This window comes from Cupriavidus necator (genome assembly GCF_016127575.1).
GTDB classification, from domain to species: Bacteria; Pseudomonadota; Gammaproteobacteria; order Burkholderiales; family Burkholderiaceae; genus Cupriavidus; species Cupriavidus necator_D.
On record NZ_CP066018.1, the window covers coordinates 2,510,701 to 2,531,324 of the forward strand.

Annotated in this window: 20 protein-coding genes, 1 tRNA gene and 1 pseudogene; 12 read left to right on the forward strand and 10 right to left on the reverse strand. The window is 68.1% G+C overall.

Translation table 11 applies throughout. The annotated features are described in order from the left end of the window. Positions 1-57: 57 nt before the first annotated feature. The 4 genes from queC to I6H87_RS11730 all read left to right on the forward strand — a co-directional run bounded on the left by queC (position 58) and on the right by I6H87_RS11730 (position 5,034). Positions 58-741 (forward strand): 7-cyano-7-deazaguanine synthase QueC, encoded by a 684-nt coding sequence (gene queC / locus I6H87_RS11715; RefSeq protein WP_011615849.1) that lies wholly within the window; start codon positions 58-60, stop codon positions 739-741. Between the two features lie 26 nt (positions 742-767). Beyond that, positions 768-1,883 carry a YeeE/YedE family protein gene (locus I6H87_RS11720; protein ID WP_011615848.1) on the forward strand — a complete coding sequence of 372 codons (1,116 nt, stop codon included), beginning with the start codon at positions 768-770 and terminating at the stop codon, positions 1,881-1,883. 56 nt (positions 1,884-1,939) lie between these two features. Beyond that, positions 1,940-2,015 (forward strand) — tRNA-Lys (locus I6H87_RS11725). A gap of 118 nt (positions 2,016-2,133) precedes the next feature. After that, positions 2,134-5,034, forward strand: a complete 2,901-nt coding sequence (locus I6H87_RS11730; protein ID WP_051398489.1) for an EAL domain-containing protein — start codon at positions 2,134-2,136, stop codon at positions 5,032-5,034. 21 nt (positions 5,035-5,055) lie between these two features. Here I6H87_RS11730 and I6H87_RS11735 read toward each other — a convergent pair whose 3' ends face one another. From I6H87_RS11735 to I6H87_RS11745, 3 genes are all read right to left on the reverse strand, one after another. After that, complete coding sequence (locus tag I6H87_RS11735; protein ID WP_011615846.1) at positions 5,056-5,562, reverse strand: DUF3318 domain-containing protein; 507 nt, start codon at positions 5,560-5,562, stop codon at positions 5,056-5,058. Further along, a complete protein-coding gene (locus I6H87_RS11740) occupies positions 5,559-5,939 on the reverse strand; it encodes a phage holin family protein (protein WP_010813730.1) in 381 nt (126 codons plus the stop codon). Before I6H87_RS11740 ends, I6H87_RS11735 begins: the two co-directional genes overlap by 4 nt. Positions 5,940-6,107: 168 nt before the next feature. Then, positions 6,108-6,434: an ElaB/YgaM/YqjD family protein gene (locus I6H87_RS11745; RefSeq protein WP_010813729.1), complete on the reverse strand. Its 327-nt coding sequence runs from the start codon at positions 6,432-6,434 to the stop codon at positions 6,108-6,110. 256 nt (positions 6,435-6,690) lie between these two features. On the opposite strand from I6H87_RS11745, the gene I6H87_RS11750 reads away from it, so the two are divergent. Then, positions 6,691-7,329, forward strand: coding sequence for a peroxiredoxin (locus tag I6H87_RS11750; RefSeq protein WP_010813728.1), 639 nt, complete (start codon positions 6,691-6,693; stop codon positions 7,327-7,329). Positions 7,330-7,480: 151 nt separating this feature from the next. Here the strand turns inward: I6H87_RS11750 and I6H87_RS11755 are convergent, their stop codons facing one another. Beyond that, the gene (locus I6H87_RS11755; RefSeq protein ID WP_010813727.1) at positions 7,481-8,674 is read right to left on the reverse strand and encodes an acyl-CoA dehydrogenase; all 1,194 of its coding nucleotides are present in this window, start codon (positions 8,672-8,674) and stop codon (positions 7,481-7,483) included. 247 nt (positions 8,675-8,921) lie between these two features. Between I6H87_RS11755 and I6H87_RS11760 the strand changes: the two genes are divergently transcribed. After that, positions 8,922-9,731, forward strand: a complete 810-nt coding sequence (locus tag I6H87_RS11760; protein ID WP_010813726.1) for an IclR family transcriptional regulator — start codon at positions 8,922-8,924, stop codon at positions 9,729-9,731. 25 nt (positions 9,732-9,756) lie between these two features. Here I6H87_RS11760 and kynA read toward each other — a convergent pair whose 3' ends face one another. From kynA to kynB, 3 genes are read right to left on the reverse strand one after another with little or no spacing between them, the layout of a single operon-like run. Further along, positions 9,757-10,641 (reverse strand): tryptophan 2,3-dioxygenase, encoded by an 885-nt coding sequence (gene kynA, locus I6H87_RS11765; RefSeq protein WP_010813725.1) that lies wholly within the window; start codon positions 10,639-10,641, stop codon positions 9,757-9,759. A gap of 13 nt (positions 10,642-10,654) precedes the next feature. Further along, positions 10,655-11,911, reverse strand: coding sequence for a kynureninase (gene kynU / locus I6H87_RS11770; protein ID WP_011615845.1), 1,257 nt, complete (start codon positions 11,909-11,911; stop codon positions 10,655-10,657). A gap of 35 nt (positions 11,912-11,946) precedes the next feature. Beyond that, complete coding sequence (gene kynB, locus I6H87_RS11775) at positions 11,947-12,597, reverse strand: arylformamidase (RefSeq protein ID WP_010813723.1); 651 nt, start codon at positions 12,595-12,597, stop codon at positions 11,947-11,949. Positions 12,598-12,755: 158 nt separating this feature from the next. Here kynB and I6H87_RS11780 point away from each other — a divergent pair, with 158 nt between their 5' ends. After that, positions 12,756-13,238, forward strand: a complete 483-nt coding sequence (locus I6H87_RS11780) for an Lrp/AsnC family transcriptional regulator (protein ID WP_010813722.1) — start codon at positions 12,756-12,758, stop codon at positions 13,236-13,238. Here the strand turns inward: I6H87_RS11780 and I6H87_RS11785 are convergent. Then, positions 13,235-13,690 (reverse strand): MarR family winged helix-turn-helix transcriptional regulator, encoded by a 456-nt coding sequence (locus I6H87_RS11785; RefSeq protein ID WP_010813721.1) that lies wholly within the window; start codon positions 13,688-13,690, stop codon positions 13,235-13,237. The genes I6H87_RS11780 and I6H87_RS11785 overlap by 4 nt on opposite strands. A gap of 17 nt (positions 13,691-13,707) precedes the next feature. Then, complete coding sequence (locus I6H87_RS11790; RefSeq protein WP_011615844.1) at positions 13,708-14,265, reverse strand: flavin reductase family protein; 558 nt, start codon at positions 14,263-14,265, stop codon at positions 13,708-13,710. 156 nt (positions 14,266-14,421) lie between these two features. Between I6H87_RS11790 and I6H87_RS11795 the strand changes: the two genes are divergently transcribed. The 5 genes from I6H87_RS11795 to msrA all read left to right on the forward strand — a co-directional run bounded on the left by I6H87_RS11795 (position 14,422) and on the right by msrA (position 19,805). After that, entirely contained in the window at positions 14,422-15,492 is a 1,071-nt protein-coding gene (locus I6H87_RS11795; RefSeq protein WP_010813719.1) for a 2,5-dihydroxypyridine 5,6-dioxygenase NicX family protein, read from the forward strand. After that, on the forward strand, positions 15,489-16,310 hold the full coding sequence (locus tag I6H87_RS11800) for an alpha/beta fold hydrolase (RefSeq protein WP_010813718.1): 822 nt from the start codon (positions 15,489-15,491) through the stop codon (positions 16,308-16,310). The genes I6H87_RS11795 and I6H87_RS11800 overlap by 4 nt, the downstream gene beginning before the upstream one ends. Before the next feature lie 88 nt (positions 16,311-16,398). Then, positions 16,399-17,652 carry an acyl-CoA dehydrogenase family protein gene (locus tag I6H87_RS11805; RefSeq protein WP_011615843.1) on the forward strand — a complete coding sequence of 418 codons (1,254 nt, stop codon included), beginning with the start codon at positions 16,399-16,401 and terminating at the stop codon, positions 17,650-17,652. Further along, positions 17,649-19,184: a class I adenylate-forming enzyme family protein gene (locus tag I6H87_RS11810; RefSeq protein WP_010813716.1), complete on the forward strand. Its 1,536-nt coding sequence runs from the start codon at positions 17,649-17,651 to the stop codon at positions 19,182-19,184. Before I6H87_RS11805 ends, I6H87_RS11810 begins: the two co-directional genes overlap by 4 nt. Positions 19,185-19,262: 78 nt before the next feature. Beyond that, entirely contained in the window at positions 19,263-19,805 is a 543-nt protein-coding gene (msrA, locus tag I6H87_RS11815; protein WP_010813715.1) for a peptide-methionine (S)-S-oxide reductase MsrA, read from the forward strand. Between the two features lie 58 nt (positions 19,806-19,863). On the opposite strand, the pseudogene I6H87_RS11820 reads toward msrA, so the two are convergent. After that, positions 19,864-20,553 (reverse strand): annotated as a pseudogene (locus I6H87_RS11820) (CoA-binding protein); the annotation flags it as partial. Positions 20,554-20,624: the final 71 nt, after the last annotated feature.

Here is a 20,624-nt window from a genome sequence, read left to right on the forward strand (position 1 = left end):
GCTAAAATACCCGATTCGCCTGAATCTTTTGCGCGCCGAGGCGGCGCGCTTCCCATCATGACCAAACGCGCCATCGTCCTGCTGTCCGGCGGACTAGACTCCGCCACCGTACTCGCCATGGCCCGCGCCCAGGGCTTCGAGACCTATGCGCTGTCGATGCGCTATGGCCAGCGCCACTCCTCTGAGCTGGAAGCCGCCAGGCGCGTGGCGGCTGCGCTGGGCGCCACCCGCCACGAGATCATCGACCTGGACCTGCGCCGCTTCGGCGGCTCGGCGCTGACCGACGACGCGCTGGCGGTGCCGACCGACGGCGCTTCCGACGGCATCCCGGTCACCTACGTGCCGGCGCGCAACACCATCATGCTGTCGCTGGCGCTCGGCTGGGCCGAGGCCGTCGGCGGGCGCGACCTGTTCTTCGGCGCCAACGCGGTCGACTACTCCGGTTACCCGGACTGCCGCCCGGAATACGTTGCGGCCTATGAGACGCTGGCCAACCTCGCCACCAAGGCCGGGGTCGAGGGCGACCGCTTCCGCGTGCATGCGCCCATCATCGACATGACCAAGGGCGAGATCATCCGTGCCGGCATCGCGCTGGGGGTGGACTACAGCCTGACGGTGTCGTGCTACCAGGCCGACGACGACGGCCGCGCCTGCGGCGTGTGCGATTCGTGCCGCATCCGCCGGGCCGGCTTTGAAGCCGCCGGTGTGCCCGATCCCACCCGCTACCAGGCCGCTGCCTGATCACAAGCCGACGTCCACGCCCCTACATGCCTGAAATCGACCTCGCCGCGCTCTCGCGCACCGTGCTGCTGAGCACGTTCATCCTGACCTTCCTGTTTGGCGCCGTGCTGCAGCGCACGCACTTCTGCACCATGGGCGCGGTCTCTGACATCGTCAACATGGGCGACTGGAGCCGCATGCGCATGTGGGTGCTGGCGATCGGCGTGGCCATGATCGGCACCGGCGTGCTGGCCTGGACCGGCGCGATCGACCCTACCAAGACCATCTACACCGCCAGCAAGCTGGGCTGGCTGTCGGCGCTGGCCGGCGGGCTGATGTTCGGCTTCGGCATGGTGCTGGCGTCGGGCTGCGGCAGCAAGACGCTGGTGCGTATCGGCGCAGGCAACCTGAAGTCGCTGGTGGTCTTTGTCTTCCTGGGCCTGTCGGCCTACATGACGCTGCGCGGGTTGTTCGGCGTGGTGCGAGTGAATACCGTCGATGCGGTGGCGCTGACGCTGCCCACCACGCAAGACCTGCCGTCCTTGCTGGCGCAGGGCACGGGGCTCGCGCGCGGCGCACTGCAGCTGGGCCTGGGCCTGGCGCTGGGCGGCGTGCTGGTGCTGTGGGCGCTGGCGGGCCGCGGCTTCCGCTCGTTCGACAACCTGCTTGGCGGCATCGGCGTCGGGCTGATCATCGTGGCAATGTGGTATGTCTCGGGCCACCTCGGCTATGTAGCCGAAGACCCCAATACGCTTGAGGAACTGTTCGTCTCGACCAACAGCGGCCGCATGGAAAGCCTGAGCTTTGTCGCACCCTATGCCTACACGCTCGACTGGCTGATGATGTTCAGCGACAAGAGCAAGGTGGTGACGGTCGGCATCGTCAGCGTGTTCGGCGTGATCGCCGGCGCGGCGGCCTATGCCCTGGCCACGCGCACGTTCCGCTGGGAAGGCTTCGGCAATGCCGAGGACGTCGCCAACCATATGGTCGGCGGCATCCTGATGGGTGCGGGCGGCGTGACCGCGCTGGGCTGCACGGTCGGGCAGGGCCTGTCGGGTGTGTCGACCCTGGCGCTTGGCTCGTTTATCGCGCTGGCGGGTATCCTGGCCGGTGCAGTGCTGGCATTCCGCTACCAGATATGGCGTCTGGAGCGCATGGCCTGAGGAGCGTGCTTGACACATCGAGAACCGCATCCCTATAATCGCGGTTCTGTTTTTTCGGGTCGTTAGCTCAGTCGGTAGAGCAGCGGACTTTTAATCCGTTGGTCGCGTGTTCGAGTCACGCACGACCCACCAGTATTACGAAGGGCCTGTGGCGCAAGCCACAGGCCCTTTTTGCGTCTGGCATGCCCCGCTAACGGGGGAGGCCTTTAACTAGTTCGAGGTAGAGACTTAGGCCTGCCTGCGCAGCACAATGGGTCAGCCGCGGCGTGTTGACCGCGGTCCATCAGAACGGCCGCGAGACACGGCCCACCAACAAGACCCTATGCGGCAAGCAGGCGTTTCCTTGCCGGCCAGCGGGCACGTGCTGCGCATTATCTGGCCGTTCGTACCGGTGGTCGTTGCGCTGGCGTTGTTCAGCATCGCCAGCCTGGACCTGTTGTCGGCCGCGCGCGCCTTTGTCGCGGGCGAGAGCCAGTGGTCCAGGGGCCAGAAGAACGCCGTGCTGCACCTGCTGCGCTACGGCGAGGATCGCGATCCGGCGGATTTCGAGGCATACCTGGAGTCGATCGCGATCCCGCTGGGCGACCACCGCGCGCGCCTGGAGCTCGACCGCGACGAGCCTGACCTGGAGCGCATCCATGAAGGGCTGCTTGCCGGCGGCAACCACCCCGAAGACATTGCGCGGATGGTGCGGCTCTACCGGAATTTCCGCCATATCCAGGAGGTCGATGCCGCGATCCGCGTGTGGGCCGCGGGCGACATCGAGATCTCTGCGCTGCACGAACAGGCACTGACCCTGCGCCGGCTGACCAGCCAGCCCGGCTGCGGGGATGAGTGCGTGGCGCCGGTGCTGCGCAATATTGCGCAGATCGACGCCAGGCTGACGCCGCTGGAGCGGGCCTTTTCGGGCCATCTGGGCCAGGCCTCGCGCCGCGTGACGCGGCTGCTGACCACCGGCAGCGCGGTGATGGCGGCCGCGCTGCTGATGTCGGCGATCCTGCTGTCGGTGGCGCCGCTGCGGCGCGAGCGCCGGCTGCGCGAGGCGCTGGCGCAGCGCGAAGAGCAGCTGCAGCTGGCGGTGGAGGGCAGCAACGACGGCCTGTGGGACTGGCATCTCGGCCGCGGCGAACTGTACTTCTCGCCGCGCTGCGCGCAGATGCTGGGCTACCAGGACGCCGAACTGCCGCATGCGCGCGAAACCGTGCTGGGCCTGCTGCATCCTTCCGAGCTGGCAGCCTTCGAGGCCAAGCTGGCCCACCACCTGCGCAGCGGCGATCCCTACGACGCCGAATTCCGCCTGCGCAACCGCGCCGGCGATTACCTGTGGGTGCGCGCCCGCGGCCGGCTGGTGCGCGGGGCGGGGCGCCGGCGCGCGCGCATGGCGGGGTCGCTCACGGATATTTCCGACCACAAGCGCTACGAGACCCAGCTCTTTGCCGAGAAGGAGCGCGCCCAGGTCACGCTGCAGGCCATCGGCGACGCGGTGGTGACAGCCGATGTGTGGGGGCGCGTGGAATCGCTCAATCCCGCGGCCGAGGCCCTGACCGGCTGGCGCGAAGCCGACGCCCGCGGCCTGCCGCTGAGCAGCGTGTGCGTGCTGCGTGACGAGGAAAGCCTGGCGCCGCTGCCCGATATTGTCACGCTGGCGTTGCGGCAGCGCTGGCGCAGCCGGTCGGCGCAGCTGGTGCAGCGCGATGTGTCCGGGCTGCCCGGACAGGCGCTGGCGGTCAAGCCATCGGTGGCGCTGATCCGCGACCGTGCCGCGCAGGCCATCGGCGTGGTGGTGGTGCTGCACGATATCAGCCAGGAACGCGCCCATGCGGCGCGGCTCGCGTACGAGGCCAGCCACGATGCGCTGACCGGCCTGGTCAACCGCGCCGAGTTCGAGCGCCGGCTGGACGCGGCGATCACGCGGGCACGGGTGCAGGGCACTACCCATACGCTGATGTACCTGGACCTGGACCAGTTCAAGGTGGTCAACGACACTTGCGGCCATGCCGCCGGCGACGAACTGATCCGGCAGATGGCTGAGGTCATGCGCAGCCAGCTGCGCCTCAGCGACACGCTGGCCCGGCTGGGCGGCGACGAGTTCGGCGTGCTGCTGGAGCAATGCGGCCACGCCGACGGCGAACGCGTGGCCGAGGCCTTGCGCCACGCCATTGCCTGTTTCCGCTTTGCGCATCGCCAGCGCACCTTCACGCTGGGTGTCAGCATCGGCCTGGTGACGCTGGATCGCCAGACCGTCAACGTCGCCGAGGCGCTGAGCGCGGCCGACGCGGCCTGCTATGTGGCCAAGGAGGGCGGGCGCAACCGTGTGCAGGTCTACCATCCGCTGGACAGCGTGGTGCAGGCGCGCCACGGCGAGATGGAGTGGGTCAGCCGCGTGCATGCGGCGCTGGCGGCTGGCCGCTTCTGCCTGTACTCGCAGGAGATCGTGCCGGCGCACGATGGCGCACTGCCGCAGACGGGCCGTCATGTGGAACTGCTGCTGCGCATGGTCGATGAACGCGGCCGGCTGGTGCCGCCGATGGCCTTCGTGCCGGCCTGCGAGCGCTACAACCTGATGCCGATGATCGACCGCTGGGTGGTCGAGACCGCGTTTGGCACCCTGGCGGGACGGCAGGCGGAGATTGCCACCTGCGCGATCAACCTGTCAGGCTCGTCGCTGGCGGACCTCCAGTTTCCCGATTTCGTGCGCGAGCAGGCGCAGCGCTTCGGCATCGCGCTGGACGGCATCTGCTTCGAGATCACGGAAACCGCGGCGATCTCCAACCTGGCACAGGCCGGCGCGTTCATCCTGCAGTTGCAGCAGCTGGGCTGCAAGTTTGCGCTGGATGACTTCGGCGCGGGCATGTCGTCGTTCACCTATCTCAAGCATCTGCCGGCGGCCTACCTGAAGATCGACGGCAGCTTCGTGCGCGACATGCTAGCCGACCCGGTCAACCTGGTGATGGTGGAGGTGATCCAGCGCATCGGCCACGCCATGGGCAAGCAGACCATTGCGGAATTCGTCGAGGGCGAGGCCATGCTCGAACGGCTGCGCGAGCTGGGCGTGGACCTGGTGCAGGGCTACCACATTGCTTCGCCGGTGCCGTTTGCCCCGGCGGATCCCAAGGCCGGTGACCGGCCGGCGCTGGCGCTGGCGGGCTGAGCCGCCAGGCGCGGCGGCGGGTCAGGGAACGAGCGGATCGCGGAAGCCGGTATCGGCGCCGGGCGGGGTGCCGGCCGGCGCGGGCGTCGGCGCGGTTGCGGGTGGCACGGCCTGGTGCCTGGCCTCGCGCCAGGTGTTGTACACCCAGTAGGCGGCGCCGGCTGCCAGGCCGACCTTGGACAGCTTCCAGGTCCAGCGCAGCACCGGCGTGCGCTTGACCAGCGGCAGCGCCAGCGTCAATACGGTGCTCAGCAGCGGGTAGTCCTTGGTCATGCCGACCACTTTCATCCACGACCCCGGACGGGCGATGCGCGGCAGCCAATGGCCAATAGTGCCCAGGCGGTGCGCGCCACCCCGCACCTCATGCAGGGCCTGCAGGCAGTCGTAGCGTTCCAGCGCGGCGCGGGTCAGCAGCAGTTCCTTGCGCACCGCCAGCGGCAGGCGCACCTCTTGCGTGAACCGGGCCCGCCGCGGGTGATTGCGGCGGTCGTGTCCGGCAGCGCTGTGGTCGGGTTCCAGGGGGCTCATCGGCGCAGGATCTCCCGGTCTTTGTCGATTTCGGCGAGCGTGGCCTCCAGCATCGGCGGGGCGTTGCGCACCAGGTTGCGTGCGTACGCGAGGCAAATCGCGCACAGCACGAGATAAAGGACCGTCAGTGCGCCCAGTGCCTGCCAGCGGTAGGTGTCCCAGAACAGGATGGCGATCAGCCCGGTCAGGGTGACCAGCCCGATGCCAAAGAACACCAGGCCGAAGCAGGCCAGCAGCGCGACCTTCATCAGGCGCGTGCGTTCCTCGGCAAGCTCCACGCTGGCGAGTTCGAGGCGGGTCTGGATCATTGCCACCAGCGAGCCGGCCAGGTTGCGCACGGATTCGAGGAACTTGGGGGAAGGGGGGGATTCGCTCATGCGGCTCCGGCGTGAAAGAGCGGCGCGACGGCGAGGCCGTACGCGCCTTTCCAGCAGGCGGGGCCGGGTTTGGCGCCATGGCGTGCCGCCAGCCCCGGCCACTGGCAACCCGATGACCGGGTTGCCGCTCAGGCGCGGCACCAGCATGCCGCGCCGGGTTGGAATCGCTTACTTGCGGTTCAGCAGCAGACCGATCAGCAGGCCTACGCCGGCCGCCACGCCCACGGCGCGCCACGGGTGGTCATGCACGTAGTCGTCGGTGGCGCGTGCCGCGGCCTTGCTCTTGGTCACGACGGCGTCTTGCAGGTCCTGGGCCTTTTCCTTGGCTTGCTTGAGCAGGCCCATGCCACGCTCGCGCAGTTCGGCGGCCTTTTCCCCGGTGGTCGAGGCGGCTTGCTTCAGCAGTTCCTCGGCGTCGGACAGAACGGTCTTGACATCGCTCATCAGTTTCTCCTGTTTGCGGGCGGTTGGTTCGGTTTGTGCGGATTCTGACATTTTCTACGCTCCGAGGCTAACGGCATTTGTCGGTCTGATACTTAGCATATGTGGCGGGCGGCGGTGGTTTCAAGGCTACACGCCAGCAAGCGCGACTCTGCAGTGCCTGGTATCGCAAGCATGCCGGAAAGCACGCGTGATCAATGTCACAAAATGTCTTTATGACTTCGAGTGATTTTGTAGTGACTTTATATTCGTTTGGGTTGGATATCAATCCGGATACTCTGGTTCCACCCCGAAATCAGGAGAACAGAACATGGCTTTGCGTCTTGGCGATATCGCCCCGGACTTCGAGCAGGATTCGAGCGAAGGCCGCATCCGCTTCCATGCGTGGCTTGGCGACAGCTGGGGCGTGCTGTTCTCGCACCCGGCCGACTACACCCCGGTGTGCACCACCGAGCTGGGCCTGACCGCGAAGCTGAAGGATGAATTCGCACGCCGCGGCGTCAAGGCGATCGCGTTGTCGGTGGACAACGTGGACTCGCACCGCGGCTGGATCCAGGATATCAACGAGACTCAGTCGACCACGGTCAACTTCCCGATCCTGGCCGATGGCGACCGCAAGGTGTCGCAACTCTACGACATGATCCACCCGAACGCGAACGAGACCCTGACGGTGCGCTCGCTGTTCATCATCGACCCGAAGAAGAAGGTGCGGCTGATCATCACCTATCCGGCCAGCACCGGGCGCAATTTCAACGAGATCCTGCGCGTGATCGACTCGCTGCAGCTGACCGACAACCACAGCGTGGCCACGCCGGGCAACTGGCAGGACGGCGACGACGTGGTGATCGTGCCCTCGCTGAAGGACGAGGCGGTGATCCGCGAGAAATTCCCCAAGGGCTACCAGGCGGTGCGGCCGTACCTGCGCCTGACGCCCCAACCCAACAAATGAACGCGGCCCCGCGTGAAGGCGGGGCCGGCGTGCAGGACAGGTGTTTTATCGACGGGGGCAGCCTCGTCGTCTCCTTGGTAGTGTGCTTGGCCCGGCCTTACAGCCGGGCCTTTTTACTGCGGAGAGCCTGTGCGCAAGTCGCGGATGGCGATCAGAAGAAGGCCTGCAGGCCGGTCTGGGCGCGGCCCAGGATCAGCGCGTGGATGTCGTGGGTGCCTTCATAGGTGTTGACCACCTCCAGGTTCACCACGTGGCGGATCACGCCGAACTCATCCGAGATGCCGTTGCCGCCCAGCATGTCGCGCGCCACGCGGGCGATGTCGAGCGACTTGCCGCACGAGTTGCGCTTCATGATCGAGGTGATTTCCACCGCGGCGGTGCCTTCGTCCTTCATGCGGCCCAGGCGCAGGCAGCCTTGCAGGCCGAGCGTGATCTCGGTCTGCATGTCGGCCAGCTTTTTCTGCACCAGCTGCGTGGCGGCCAGCGGGCGGCCGAACTGCTTGCGGTCCAGGGTGTACTGGCGCGCGGTGTGCCAGCAGAATTCGGCGGCGCCCAGCGCGCCCCAGGCGATGCCGTAGCGGGCCGAGTTCAGGCACGTGAACGGGCCCTTCAGGCCGCTCACGCCCGGCATGATGTTCTCTTCCGGCACGAACACCTGGTCCAGCACGATTTCGCCGGTGATCGAGGTGCGCAGGCCGACCTTGCCGTGGATGGCAGGTGCCGACAGGCCCTTCCAGCCCTTTTCGAGGATAAAGCCGCGGATCGCTTCCTTGCCGTCGTCGCCTTGCAGCTTGGCCCAGACCACGAACACGTCGGCGATCGGCGAGTTGGTGATCCACATCTTGGCGCCGGTCAGCTCATAGCCGCCGTCGACCTTCTTGGCACGGGTGACCATCGAGCCCGGGTCGGAGCCGTGGTTCGGCTCGGTCAGGCCGAAGCAGCCGATCCATTCGCCGGTGGCCAGCTTGGGCAGGTACTTCTGCTTCTGCGCTTCGGTGCCGAATTCAAAGATCGGCACCATCACCAGCGACGACTGCACGCTCATCATCGAGCGGTAGCCCGAATCGACGCGCTCGACTTCACGCGCGATCAGGCCGTAGCTGACGTAGTTCAGGCCCGGGCCGCCGTATTGCTCCGGGATGGTGGGGCCGAGCAGGCCCAGTTCGCCCATCTCGCGGAAGATCTCCACGTCGGTCTTCTCGTTGCGGAACGACTGCAGCACGCGCGGCATCAGCTTGTCCTGGCAGTACGCCGCGGCGGCGTCGCGCACCATGCGTTCGTCGGCGGTCAGTTGCTGGTCCAGCAGCAGGGGGTCGGCCCAGTGGAATTCGGCGTTGGCAGCCATGCAGGTCTCCTTCGGTAGCGCGGGGGAAGCATCGGGGGCGGGGCGAATGGTCGCTTGCCGCACCGGCGCTTCCGGGAATCATGACGGGTTCGGTGATCTTCGCGGAGGGTTTTTGTGGTTCCGCATTGCGGAACTGTGTTCCGTTGAATTAGTATATCGCAATGGTTTTGCCGTGCAACAGGCAAAACCCCCGACACCCATGCCTTTGTGCGATGAGCGGACAACCGCCGACCTGAGAGGAGCCGCCTTGACCAGTCCGCCACTTTCTCCCGATGCCACGCCGCCCGCGCCGGTGCGCGACAGCGATCCCAACTTCGTCACCGCGCTGGCGCGCGGGCTGGAGCTGATGCGCTGCTTCCGCACCGGCGAGGCAATGCTCGGCAACCAGGACTTCGTGCGCCGCACCGGCTTCCCCAAGGCCACGGTGAGCCGGCTGGCCGGCACGCTGGTGCAGCTCGGTTACCTGCGCTATGACGAAAGCCTGGGCAAGTACGCGCTGGATGCCGGCGTGCTGGCGCTGGGCTATGCCTACCTGTCGGCGTCGGACGTGGTGTCGCTGGCGCGGCCGCATATGTTGGCGTTCGCGCAGTCATACGGGGTCTCGGTCTCGCTGGGCAAGCGCGAGCGCATGGAAGTGATCTACCTGGAATCGATCCGCAACGATGCGGGCGTGATGCTGGGGCTGGGCGTGGGCTCGCGGCTGTCGCTGGTGTCCAGTTCGATGGGGCGGGCATACCTGGCCGCGCTGCCGGCGGCGCGGCGCGAGCGGGTCATGGCTGAGTTCAGCCAGGCTTTTCCGGAGCAGTGGAAGCAGCAGGAGACGGCCACGCGCGCGGCCCTGGCCGAGGCGCAGCAGCGCGGCTATGCGGCGTCGTTCCGCGACTGGCATCCAGCCATCCATGCGTGTGCGGTGGCGTTCCGGCCGGTGGGGGAGAAGGAGCTGCACATGCTGAGTTGCAGTGCCTCCTATGGGGCGGTGGATGAGTCGGTGTTCCACCAGACGCTGGCGCCGGCGTTGCGGGCGCTGGCGGCAAGGTTGTCGGACCCGGCGGGGTGACGGCCAGGTCCGACGCGCGCAGGCGTTACAGGTCCGTGCGCAGCTTCCACAGTTCCGGGAACAGCACCACGTCCAGCATCTTGCGCAGGTAGCTGACGCCCTCGGTGCCGCCGGTGCCGCGCTTGAAGCCGATCACGCGTTCGACCGTGGTCACATGGCGGAAGCGCCACTGGCGGAACGAATCCTCCAGGTCCACGAACTTCTCGCCGAGCTCGTACAGTTCCCAGTGCGCCGACGGATTGCGATAGACCTCCAGCCACGCCGCCTCGACCGAGGCGTTGTACGCAGTCGGCTGGGTCCAGTCGCGCTCCACGCAATCCGCATCGACCGCAAAACCACGCCGCGCCATCAGCCGGATCGCCTCGTCATAAAGCGACGGCGTCTTCAGCGCGGTCTCCACCAAGGCCAGGTGCTCCGGCCGGTGCGCATGCGGTTTCAGCATGGCCGCGTTCTTGTTGCCGAGAATGAACTCGATCTCGCGATACTGGAACGACTGGAAGCCCGACGACATCCCCAGGTAAGGCCGCATCGCGGAATACTCCGGCGGCGTCATCGTCGCCAGCACGTTCCACGCCTGCACCAGCTGGTCCATGATGCGCGACACCCGCGTCAGCATCTTGAACGCCGGCGGCAGGCTGTCGGCCTTGACCGACTCGCGCGCGGCGCGCAGCTCGTGCAGCATCAGCTTCATCCACAGCTCGGTGGTCTGGTGCTGCACGATAAACAGCATCTCGTTGTGGTCCGGCGACAGCGGATGCTGCGCGCTCAGGATCTGGTCCAGGCCGAGATAGTCGCCATAGCTCATGTCCTTGGCGAAGTCCATCTGCGCGCCGTGCCAGCCCTCGCCCTGTGCTTTCGTGCCTGCCTCGCTGGCAGCGCCGGAGAAGGGGCATCCCTTGAATTCACTCATGATGCGCTCCCGATCAGGTCACCTGGCCGCGCGTCTGGAAGCGCGCGTCGCGATAGGCGCCGCTGTCCAGCACGTCGCGCAGGATTTCCACAGCATCCCACACCTCGGCGAAGCTGGTGTACAGCGGCGTGAAGCCGAAGCGGGCGATGCGCGGCTCGCGGTAATCGCCGATCACGCCGCGCTCGATCAGGGCCTGCACCAGCGCATAGCCGTCCGGGTGCTCCAGGCTGACCTGGCTGCCGCGGCGCGCGTGCTCGCGCGGCGTGACCAGCGTCAGCGGGTGGTGGCCGCAGCGCGCCTCCACCAGTTCGATGAACAGGTCGGTCAGCAGCAGTGACTTGGCGCGCAGCACCTGCATATTGGTCTGGGCGAAGATGTCCAGGCCGCATTCGACCATCGCCAGCGAGGTCACAGGCTGCGTGCCGCACAGGAAGCGGCGCACGCCTTCCACCGGGCGATACTGCGGATCCATCGCGAACGGCGCGGCATGGCCCCACCAACCCGACAGCGGCTGCCAGAAGGCATCGCGCAGCGCCGGCGCGACCCACACGAAGGCGGGCGAACCCGGGCCGCCGTTCAGGTACTTGTAGGTGCAGCCGATGGCGTAGTCGGCCCCGGCCGCCTTCAGGTTGACCGGCACCGCGCCGGCGGAGTGGCACAGGTCCCACACCGTGAGCGCGCCGCGGGCGTGGGCGAGTTCGGTCAGCGAGGCCATGTCCAGCATCTCGCCGGTCTTGTAGTTGACGTGCGTGAGCATCAGCACGGCGGTGTCGGCGCCGACGGCGGCGTCGATCTCGGCCGGCGAATTGACCAGGCGCAGCGAATAGCCCTGCTGCAGCAGGTCGGCCAGGCCTTGCGCGATGTACAGGTCGGTGGGGAAGTTGCTGGCCTCCGACACGATCACCTTGCGCGCCGGGTCGCGCGTCTGCTGCACGCGCAGCGCCGCGGCCAGCACCTTGAACAGGTTGATCGAAGTGGTATCGGTCACCACCACCTCATCCTGGCCGGCGCCGACCAGCGGGGCCAGCTTGTTGCCCAGCCGCTGCGGCAGCTCGAACCAGCCGGCGGTGTTCCAGCTGCGGATCAGGCCCTCGCCCCATTCCTCGGCCACCACCTGGGCGGCGCGAGCGGCGGCGGCGCGCGGGCGCGCGCCCAGCGAGTTGCCGTCGAGGTAGGTCACGCCCTCGGGCAGAGCGAACTGGTCGCGCAGCGGGCGCAGCGGGTCTTGCTGGTCGAGCCGGATACAGTGCTCGCGGTCAAATGTCGTCATGTCGTGGGATTGGCCAGGGGTTGTTCGGGAATGGTTCAGTCGAGGCTGCGCAGCACCGCGCGCACCGGGCTGGCGTCGAGCCCGGCAAAGCGCAGCGGCAGCGCGATCAGTTCGTAGTCGCCGGCATCGACCTCATCCAGCACGATGCCTTCCAGGATGGCGAGCCCGTGCCTGCGCACGGCGTTGTGCGCGTCCATGGTCTTGGATTCCTGCGGGTCCAGCGACGGTGTGTCGATGCCCACCAGCTGCACGCCGTGCGCGGCCAGCAGCGCGATGGTCTCGGCCGCGACTGCGCAGAAGTGCGGGTCCCACTGCGCCAGCGGCGCCTGCCGGTAGGTGCGCAGCAGCACGCGCGGCGGCAGGCCGGCCAGCGCGTGTTCGATATGGCGCGGCTCGACCACCGGCGAGGCGCCGATGCAATGGATCACGCGGCAGGTGCCGAGGTAGGGCGTGAGCGGCACGGCGCCGATCGGCGCGCCGTCGGCGGCGTAGTGCAGCGGTGCATCGGCGTGCGCGCCAGTGTGCGGCGACAGCGTGATGCGGCCGACATTCACCGGGCAGTGCTCGTCCATCTGCCAGGCCGGCTGCTGCTGGAACGGCGTGTCGCCGGGCCAGACCGGGGTGGCGGGGGAGAGCGGCGGGCTGATGTCCCACAGCCGGCGCGGGTCTTGATTGGGGGCGGTCATAAGGGTGCGCGGCGCCTTTGCAAGGCGCCGTCGTTGTCTGCCTCGATGACGGAAATCATAGTCAAAATTGCCGGCAAGAGGCTTGCTAAATGGACCGTCGATGCGGTCATCTTTCGCATAAAATGCGAAGAATTGATGATTAGTCGAAGGAAATTCGAATGAACCTCGATCCCACCGACCTGCGCATCCTGACCTGCCTGCAGGAGAACGGCCGCATCAGCAACCAGGACCTGGCCGACCGCGTGGCGCTGTCGCCTTCGGCATGCCTGCGGCGGGTGCGCCTGCTGGAAGAGTCAGGGGTGATCGGCGGCTACCGCGCCTGGTTCGACGCCGAGCAGCTCGGGCTGGAGCTTGAGGCGATCGTGCAGGTCTCGATGCGCCATGATGTGGAAGGCTGGCACGACACCTTTATCGCCGCGGTTCAGTCGTGGCCGGAAGTGCTGTCCGCGTACATCATCACCGGCGACAGCAACTACATCCTGCGGGTGCAGGCGCGCAACCTGAAGCACTACTCGGACTTCATCGTGAACCGGCTGTACCGCACCAAGGGCGTGATGGATATCCGCTCGAACATCGTGTTGCAGCGCATCAAGGTGGACAGTTCGCCGCTGGCGATCCTGAAGGCGGCGGAGGGCGCCTAGCGTTGCGTATGCAGCGCAATCAGCTGCCGCAGGGCTTCTTTCAGCAGCGCGCCCTGGCGCGGGCCAAAGTCGTCCAGCACTGCGCGCTCGTGCTGGGCGGCGCGTGCCAGCAGCGGCTGGGCCAGCGCGAGGCCGCGCGGGGTGATCGAGATCAGCGCCTGGCGGCGGTCGGCCTGGCCGGCGCGGCGCGTCACCAGCCCGTCGGCGGCCATGCGGTCGACCAGCTTGGTCAGCGTCGGCTGCTTGGTCAGTGTGATTTCGGCGAGCGTGCCGATGGTGCAGTCGGGGCGGTCGGCCAGCGTGGCCAGCACGCGCCATTCCTGCACGGACAGGCCGCTGGCCTCCACTTCGCGGTGGAATTCGCCCGAGATCAGGTGGCTGGCGCGGGCCAGCAGGTAGGCCAGGTAGCCATCGACAAAGGGCAGGGGGGATTGCGCGGGCAGGTCCGCCATGATGGGCCCGGTGCCGTTCAGAGGTCGAGGGGGGCGGTGGTGGTGAACTGGCCGCCCTGGAATACCAGCGGGCCGTCGCCGCCATCGAGCACGCCGCAGCGCTCGACTTCACCCACGAAGATGATGTGGTCGCCCTCGTCGTAGCGGCTGCGGTTGTGGCATTCGAACCAGGCCAGCGCATTGGACAGGATCGGCAGGCCGGTGGCCGAGAGCCGGTAGTCGACGCCGGCGAAACGGTCGCCCTTGAGGGTGGCGAAGCGCTGGCACAGCTCCAGCTGCGAGGCCGACAGCACGTTGATGATGTAGTGGGTGCCGTCGCGGAACATCGGCAGGCTGTTGGCGCGCGTGGCCATGCTCCACAGCACCAGCGGCGGATCCAGCGACACCGAATTGAACGAACTGGCGGTGATGCCGATGAACGGCGGCGCGCCGGCGGCGACCGACGCGGCGCTGGCGCGCGTAGTGATCACCGTCACCCCGGTTGCGAACTGCGACAGGGTGCGGCGGAAGTGCTGCGCATCGAAATCTGGTGCGGCGGCGCTGGTGATCTGTGGCTGGGCCTCAGGCATGCCCATGGGGGCTCCGCTGGAGTTCATGAAATTTCATATATATTATTCGCGCCATGGGCATCGAGTACAAGCCCGGCGACCACCAATCCGCGATGCGGGCGTTGGCTGGCGCACAAAACCAGGCGAGCCCTGCCGCCATACAAGAACAACCGGAGACAAGTCATGCTCATCGAGCAGATCGAACACCGCTGGCTGGCGGCGTTCCGGCGCACGCTGGAACTCTGTGCCCTGCAGGGTGCGGAAGTCGTTGGAATTGTAACGGAGTCGCAATCCCGCCCTGTCAACGTGGCCTTGGCCGAACTGGCCGTGCAGTCGCTGGGCGCCACCCCGGTGCGGATCCAGGTGCCGACACCGGCACTTGGCGCGCCCGCGCCGGTGCGCTCCACCGGCGCCAGCGATGCCTTGCAGGGCCTCGCGCCGGTGGTGGCGGCCTTGTCGCGCTGTCACCTGGTGCTGGACTGCACGGTGGAAGGCCTGCTGCACGCGCCGGAACTGCCGCTGATCCTGCGCGGTGCCGACGGCATCGTGCCGCGCATGCTGATGGTCAGCAACGAACATCCCGAGATCCTGGAACGCTGCCAGCCCGACCCGGCGCTGGAAGGCACCGTGCGCGCCGCCATGAAGCGCCTGCGCGGCGCGCGCGAGATGCGCGTGCATTCGCCGGCCGGCACCGAGCTGCGCATCGGCCTGGCCGACGCCCGCGTGGGCGGGGTCTGGGGCTTCTGCAACAAGCCCGGCCAGGTATCGCACTGGCCCGGCGGGCTGTGCCTGGCGTTTCCGGCCAGCCGCCAGGTCAACGGCACGCTGGTGCTGGCGCCGGGCGACGTCAACCTGACCTTCAAGACCTACCTGCGCGATACCGTGGTCTGCCATATCGAGGACGACTACATCGTCGGCGTCGAGGGGCAGGGCGTCGACGCCGACATGATGCGCGGCTACTACCAGGCCTGGGCCGATCGCGAAGGCACGCGCGATGCGTATGCGGTCTCGCACGTGGGCTGGGGCCTGAACCGGCTGGCGCGCTGGGACGCGATGACTTTCTACGACAAGCGCGACTGCAACGGCACCGAGCTGCGCGCGTTTGCCGGCAACTTCCTGTTCTCGACCGGCGCCAACGAGGTCGCCGGGCGGCATACGCTGGGCCATTTCGACCTGCCGCTGCGCAACTGCACGGTGTCGCTGGATGGCCGCAACGAGGTGGAAGCGGGCACGCTGGTGGAGGTGGCGGCATGAGCGCGACCGCGACGATGCAACGCCACGCCAACGGCATCGCCACGCTGGCCTGGGGCGATGGCCCGGTGGCGGTGGTGATGCTGCACGGCATCGGCGGCGGCAAGGCCGCCTGGCCCGCGCAGGGCGAGGCGCTGGCGCAGGCCGGCTACCGCGCCGCGGCCTGGGACATGCCCGGCTACGGCGACAGCGCCCTGATCGATCCCTATGACTTCGACGGGCTGGCGCAAGCGCTGGCGCCGCTGCTGCAGGCCGAGCGCGACGCCGGCCGGCGCGTGGTGCTGCTGGGCCACAGCATGGGCGGCATGGTGGCGCAGCAGGCCTGCGCGGCCGCGCCCGCGCTGATCGACGGCATGGTGCTGTCCGGCACCTCGCCCGCCTTTGGCAAGGGCGACGGGCCCTGGCAGCGCGACTTCATCGCCGCGCGCACCGCGCCGCTGGACGCCGGCAGGACCATGGCCGAGATGGCCGCCGGGCTGGTGCGCACCATGGTCGCGCCCGATGCCGAGCCACAAGCCGTGGCCTTTGCCACGGCGGTGATGGCGGCGGTGCCGGCGCCAACCTACCGCGCGGCGCTGGGCGCGCTGGTGCGCTTCAACCAGCGCGACGCGCTGCCGCGCATCGCGGTGCCGGTGCTGGCGCTGGCCGGGCAGCACGACACCAATGCCGCGCCCGAGGTGATGGAGCGCATGGCGCAGCGCATTCCCGGCGCCGAATACCGCTGCCTGCCGGATGTCGGCCACCTGGCCTGTATGGAGCGGCCCGCGCTGTTCAACGAAGCGGTGCTGGATTTCCTGCAGCGGCGCTTCCCCGTGCACTGAACCACGCCGCTTCCCGGCAACGCAACACAAGAACCGCCGCAGCGCCGCCACCGCATCCGGCGCGAGCAGGAAAACAGGAGACCGCGACATGCCATCCGGACAGCTCGACTTCATTCCCGCCATCGGTACGGCGGACTTTACCCCGCAACAAGCGCGCCTGCTGGCGCTGGCCAACCGCCTCGGCCGCGAGCGCTTCGCCGCGCGCGCAGCCACCTGGGACCGCGAGGCCAGCTTCCCCTTCGCCAACTATGCCGACCTGCGCGAGGCCGGCCTGCTGGCCCTGTGCGTGCCGCAGGCGTTCGGCGGCGAGGGCGCGGACTTTGCCACCTACTGCATGGTCGGCGCCGAGATCGGCCGCTTCTGCGGGGCCACGGCGCTGACGTACAACATGCATATCTGCTCGACCATGTGGACCGGCGTGCTGTCCGACGGCATCGACATGACGCCTGAGCAGCGCGCCGAGCACGAAGCCCGGCGCGAGCTGCATTTCTCGCGCGTGGTGCGCGATGGCGCGGTCTATGCGCAGCCGTTCTCCGAAGGCTCCGCCGCTGCCGCGGGCAAGGCGCCGTTCGGCACCACCGCGCGCAAGGTCGAGGGCGGCTGGGTGCTGAACGGGCGCAAGATCTTCGCCTCGCTGTCGGGCGCGGCCGACTACTACGGCATCCTGTGCACCGAGGACCGCGGCGACCAGCATCCCGACATGCGCGACACGCTCTATATCGCCGTGCCCGGCAAGGCGGAAGGGCTGACCGTGACCGGTGAGTGGGACCCGATGGGCATGCGCGGGACGGTATCGCGCACGCTGCTGCTCAAGGACGTGTTCGTGCCCGACCATGAGCAGCTGATGCCGCGCGGCGTCTACTACCGTGCCGCGCAGACCTGGCCGGCAATGTTCTTCACGCTGTCGCCGACCTACCTGGGCGTAGCCCAGGCTGCCTACGATTTCACCGTGCAGTACCTGCGCGGCGAGGTGCCGGGCCAGCCGCCGGTCAAGCGCCGCATGTACCCGACCAAGCAGATCGCGGTGGCGCAGATGCGCATCCAGCTGGAAACCATGCGCTCGATCTTCTGGCGCGTGATCCATGAGGCCAGGCCCAATCCGACCAAGGACGAGCGCCTGCGCCTGTACGCCGCGCACTACACCGTGATGGAAGGCGCCAACGACATCGCCCGGCTGGCGATCCGCACCTGCGGCGGCCAGTCGATGCTCAAGGACCTGCCGCTTGAGCGGCTCTACCGCGACTCGCGCTGCGGTGCGCTGATGCTGCCCTGGACCGCCGAGCTGATCCTGGACCGCATGGGGCGCGAGACCCTGTACGAATCCGGCGAGCGCGACGAATGAGCGCCGCCAGCCGCGCCATGCGCGCGGGCGCCGCCGGGCTGGGCGCGCTGCCGGCCATGCTGCATGGCCATGCCGCCGCGGCGCCGGGGCGGCCGGCGTTGCACTACCTGGGCCGCACCTTCACCTACGGCAAGCTGTGGCGGCGCGTCGAGCGTGCCAGCGCCCACCTGGCAGCGACGTGGGGCATCCGCGCGGGCGACCGCGTCGGCACGCTGTGCCTGAACCACGAGTTGCAGCTGGTGCTGCTGTTCGCCTGTGCGCGTGTCGGGGCGATGTTCGTGCCGCTGAACTACCGGCTGGCGCCGGCGGAGCTGCGTACCATTGCCGGCCACGCGCAACTGGCCGCGCTGTTCCATGACGAGCGCCATGCAGGGCTGGCGCAGGAGGCTGGCAGCGGCTGCCAGGTCGCGCATCTCGACCGGCTGATCGACCATCCCGCGCCGTTCGGCGTGGCCCATGCGCCGGTGCCGGACGATGCGCCGCTGCTGCTGGCCTACACCTCCGGCACCACCGGCAAGCCCAAGGGCGCGGTGCATACGCAGGCCGGGTTGCTGGCCAATGCGCGCGCCAGCTGGTGGGCGCACGGCATGACCGCGGACGACCACGTGCTGTCGGTGCTGCCGATGTTCCATGTCGGCGGGCTGTGCATCCAGACGCTGCCGGCGCTGCTGGCCGGGGCGCAGGTCACGCTGCACGACCGCTTTGCGCCGGACGCCTGGCTCGGCGCGGTCGCGCAGGCGCGGCCGAGCCTGTCGCTGATGGTGCCGGCCACGCTGCGCGCGGTGCTTGAGCATCCCGGCTGGCCCGGGGCCGACCTGTCGGCGCTGCGCGGCGTGATGGCAGGTTCGTCGACCATCCCGCTGTCGTATATCGAGGCCTTCCATGCGCGCGGGGTGCCGCTGGGGCAGGTCTATGGCGCGACCGAGACCGGTCCGGTGTCGGTGGTGCTGAAGCTGCAGGATGCGATGGCCCGGCCTGGCTATGCCGGCTGGCCGCAGCCGGAGGCGCAAGTCCGGCTGGCCGGTCCGGACGGTGCCGAGGTGGCGCCGGGCGAGGTTGGCGAGCTGTGGGTGCGCGGCGCCAACGTGATGGCTGGCTACTGGAACCAGCCTGATAACGGCCTGCCCGACGGCTGGTTCCATTCCGGCGACCTCGCGCACCGCGATGCCGGCGGCTGCATCGAAGTCGTCGGCCGCAGCAAGGACATGATCATCTCGGGTGGCGAGAACATCTATCCCGCCGAGATCGAGAACGTGCTGGCCGGCCTGCCCGGCGTGCAGGAGTGCGCGGTGGTCGGCGTGGCCGATGCGCGCTGGGGCGAGGTGCCGGTGGCGGTGATCGTGCCCGCGCCGGGCGCGCCGCGCGACGCGCTGGGCGCGGAGCCGCTGCGCGAACTGCTGGCCACGCGCATTGCCCGCTTCAAGTTGCCGCGCGAGGTGGTGCTGCTGGAGGACCTGCCGCGCAGCGCGCTGGGCAAGGTGCTCAAGCCGCAACTGCGCGCGATGCTGGAGGCGCAGCGCCAGCCTGGCTGAATCTGCTGCAAGGGCGCCAATCTGCGCTTATGCTTGAGGCCGTGACACCACAGACGACAACGCAAGGGGGCGGCGCAAATGGAACATGGACTTGAAACGGCCACGCTGGGGGGCGGGTGCTTCTGGTGCCTGGAAGCGGTCTACCAGCAGGTCGATGGCGTGGTGGCGGTGGAGTCCGGTTATACCGGCGGGCACGTGGATCACCCGACTTACCAGCAGGTTTGCGAGGGGGATACCGGGCACGTCGAGGTGGTCCGTGTCACCTTCGATCCGTCGGTGATCAACTATCGCCAGATCCTGGAAATCTTCTTCGCCATCCATGACCCGACCACGCCGGACCGGCAGGGCAACGACGTGGGGCCGCAGTACCGGTCGGCGATCTTTACGCATTCGGAGGCGCAACGGGCCACGGCGGAATACGTGATGCGGGAGTTGGCTGCCGCCAAGGTCTTTGATGCGCCGATCGTGACGCAGGTCGAGCCGGAGCAACCGTACTGGCGCGCCGAGGCAAGTCACCAGAACTACTACCAGGATCATCCGAGCCAGGGGTACTGTGCCTTTGTGATCTCGCCGAAACTGGCCAAGTTTCGAAAGCAGTTTGGGGGCAAGTTGAGGAAGTAGGGACCGGGCGCTGGGTCGGCGCCAAAAGCCGACCCTAGTTTCCCTGCGCAAACATCGCGTAACCGACCACGGCCGCGGTTTGCGGATCGTCCGCGAGGTAGTCGAGGTAATCCGAATAGTCCAGGCAGGCTTCGTTGCCGGTATTGATGAACTGGTGGAAGCCCACGTCCATCTGCCTTCCTGTGGCGTAGACGATGGCGCAGACGTTGCCGCTCTGGGTCAGCAGGCTCACGGCACCCGGGCCGTCCTGCGGCGGGAACGCGCGGAACGTGGTGGCAAATGCGGTGATGGCGCGCGTGGTCAGGTTGGCCAGCCCCATGCAGTTGGGTCCGGCGATTGCCATGCCGCTCTCGCGGGCGAAGGCCGCAAGTGCGGCCTGGCGCCCGGCACCAGCTTCACCGGCCTCGGCAAAGCCCGAGGCGTAGACGATGGCGGCACGGACGCCGCGGGCATGGCAGCGCTGCAACTGCGGCAGCACCTCGTCCGCGCCGAGCTCCAGCACCGCCACGTCAGGCACCTGCGGCACGGATTCGATATCGGGATAGCACGCCAGGCCGGCGATCTCGGCATAGCGCGGATTGACCGGATACACCTGACCCTGGTATCCAAGGCGCTGCAGGTGGTCCAGCGCCACGCCGCCGATGCGGCTGGTATCGCGCGAGGCGCCGACAATGGCTATCGAGGCAGGATCAAGCAGCTGCGGCAGGGCGGCGCGGCCCGGTGTGCGCGCCGTAGTGGAAAGGGGCATCGTCGTCTCCATCCTTCCTCGGTTGGAAGGTGCCCCGATTCAAGCCGATCGCGTGGGTGGGGACAAGCGCA

Bases quoted from the DNA above. Each gene is read 5' to 3' on its own strand.
- I6H87_RS11795 (WP_010813719.1), top strand. From the start codon at position 14,422: ATGCTCATCGAGCAGATCGAACACCGCTGGCTGGCGGCGTTCCGGCGC.
- I6H87_RS11720 (WP_011615848.1), top strand. From the start codon at position 768: ATGCCTGAAATCGACCTCGCCGCGCTCTCGCGCACCGTGCTGCTGAGC.
- I6H87_RS11730 (WP_051398489.1), top strand. From the start codon at position 2,134: ATGGGTCAGCCGCGGCGTGTTGACCGCGGTCCATCAGAACGGCCGCGA.
- I6H87_RS11755 (WP_010813727.1), bottom strand. From the start codon at position 8,674: ATGGCTGCCAACGCCGAATTCCACTGGGCCGACCCCCTGCTGCTGGAC.
- kynU (WP_011615845.1), bottom strand. From the start codon at position 11,911: ATGACGACATTTGACCGCGAGCACTGTATCCGGCTCGACCAGCAAGAC.
- I6H87_RS11750 (WP_010813728.1), top strand. From the start codon at position 6,691: ATGGCTTTGCGTCTTGGCGATATCGCCCCGGACTTCGAGCAGGATTCG.
- I6H87_RS11785 (WP_010813721.1), bottom strand. From the start codon at position 13,690: ATGGCGGACCTGCCCGCGCAATCCCCCCTGCCCTTTGTCGATGGCTAC.
- I6H87_RS11810 (WP_010813716.1), top strand. From the start codon at position 17,649: ATGAGCGCCGCCAGCCGCGCCATGCGCGCGGGCGCCGCCGGGCTGGGC.
- kynA (WP_010813725.1), bottom strand. From the start codon at position 10,641: ATGAGTGAATTCAAGGGATGCCCCTTCTCCGGCGCTGCCAGCGAGGCA.
- I6H87_RS11805 (WP_011615843.1), top strand. From the start codon at position 16,399: ATGCCATCCGGACAGCTCGACTTCATTCCCGCCATCGGTACGGCGGAC.
- I6H87_RS11735 (WP_011615846.1), bottom strand. From the start codon at position 5,562: ATGAGCCCCCTGGAACCCGACCACAGCGCTGCCGGACACGACCGCCGC.
- kynB (WP_010813723.1), bottom strand. From the start codon at position 12,597: ATGACCGCCCCCAATCAAGACCCGCGCCGGCTGTGGGACATCAGCCCG.
- I6H87_RS11745 (WP_010813729.1), bottom strand. From the start codon at position 6,434: ATGTCAGAATCCGCACAAACCGAACCAACCGCCCGCAAACAGGAGAAA.
- queC (WP_011615849.1), top strand. From the start codon at position 58: ATGACCAAACGCGCCATCGTCCTGCTGTCCGGCGGACTAGACTCCGCC.
- I6H87_RS11740 (WP_010813730.1), bottom strand. From the start codon at position 5,939: ATGAGCGAATCCCCCCCTTCCCCCAAGTTCCTCGAATCCGTGCGCAAC.
- msrA (WP_010813715.1), top strand. From the start codon at position 19,263: ATGGAACATGGACTTGAAACGGCCACGCTGGGGGGCGGGTGCTTCTGG.
- I6H87_RS11800 (WP_010813718.1), top strand. From the start codon at position 15,489: ATGAGCGCGACCGCGACGATGCAACGCCACGCCAACGGCATCGCCACG.
- I6H87_RS11790 (WP_011615844.1), bottom strand. From the start codon at position 14,265: ATGGGCATGCCTGAGGCCCAGCCACAGATCACCAGCGCCGCCGCACCA.
- I6H87_RS11780 (WP_010813722.1), top strand. From the start codon at position 12,756: ATGAACCTCGATCCCACCGACCTGCGCATCCTGACCTGCCTGCAGGAG.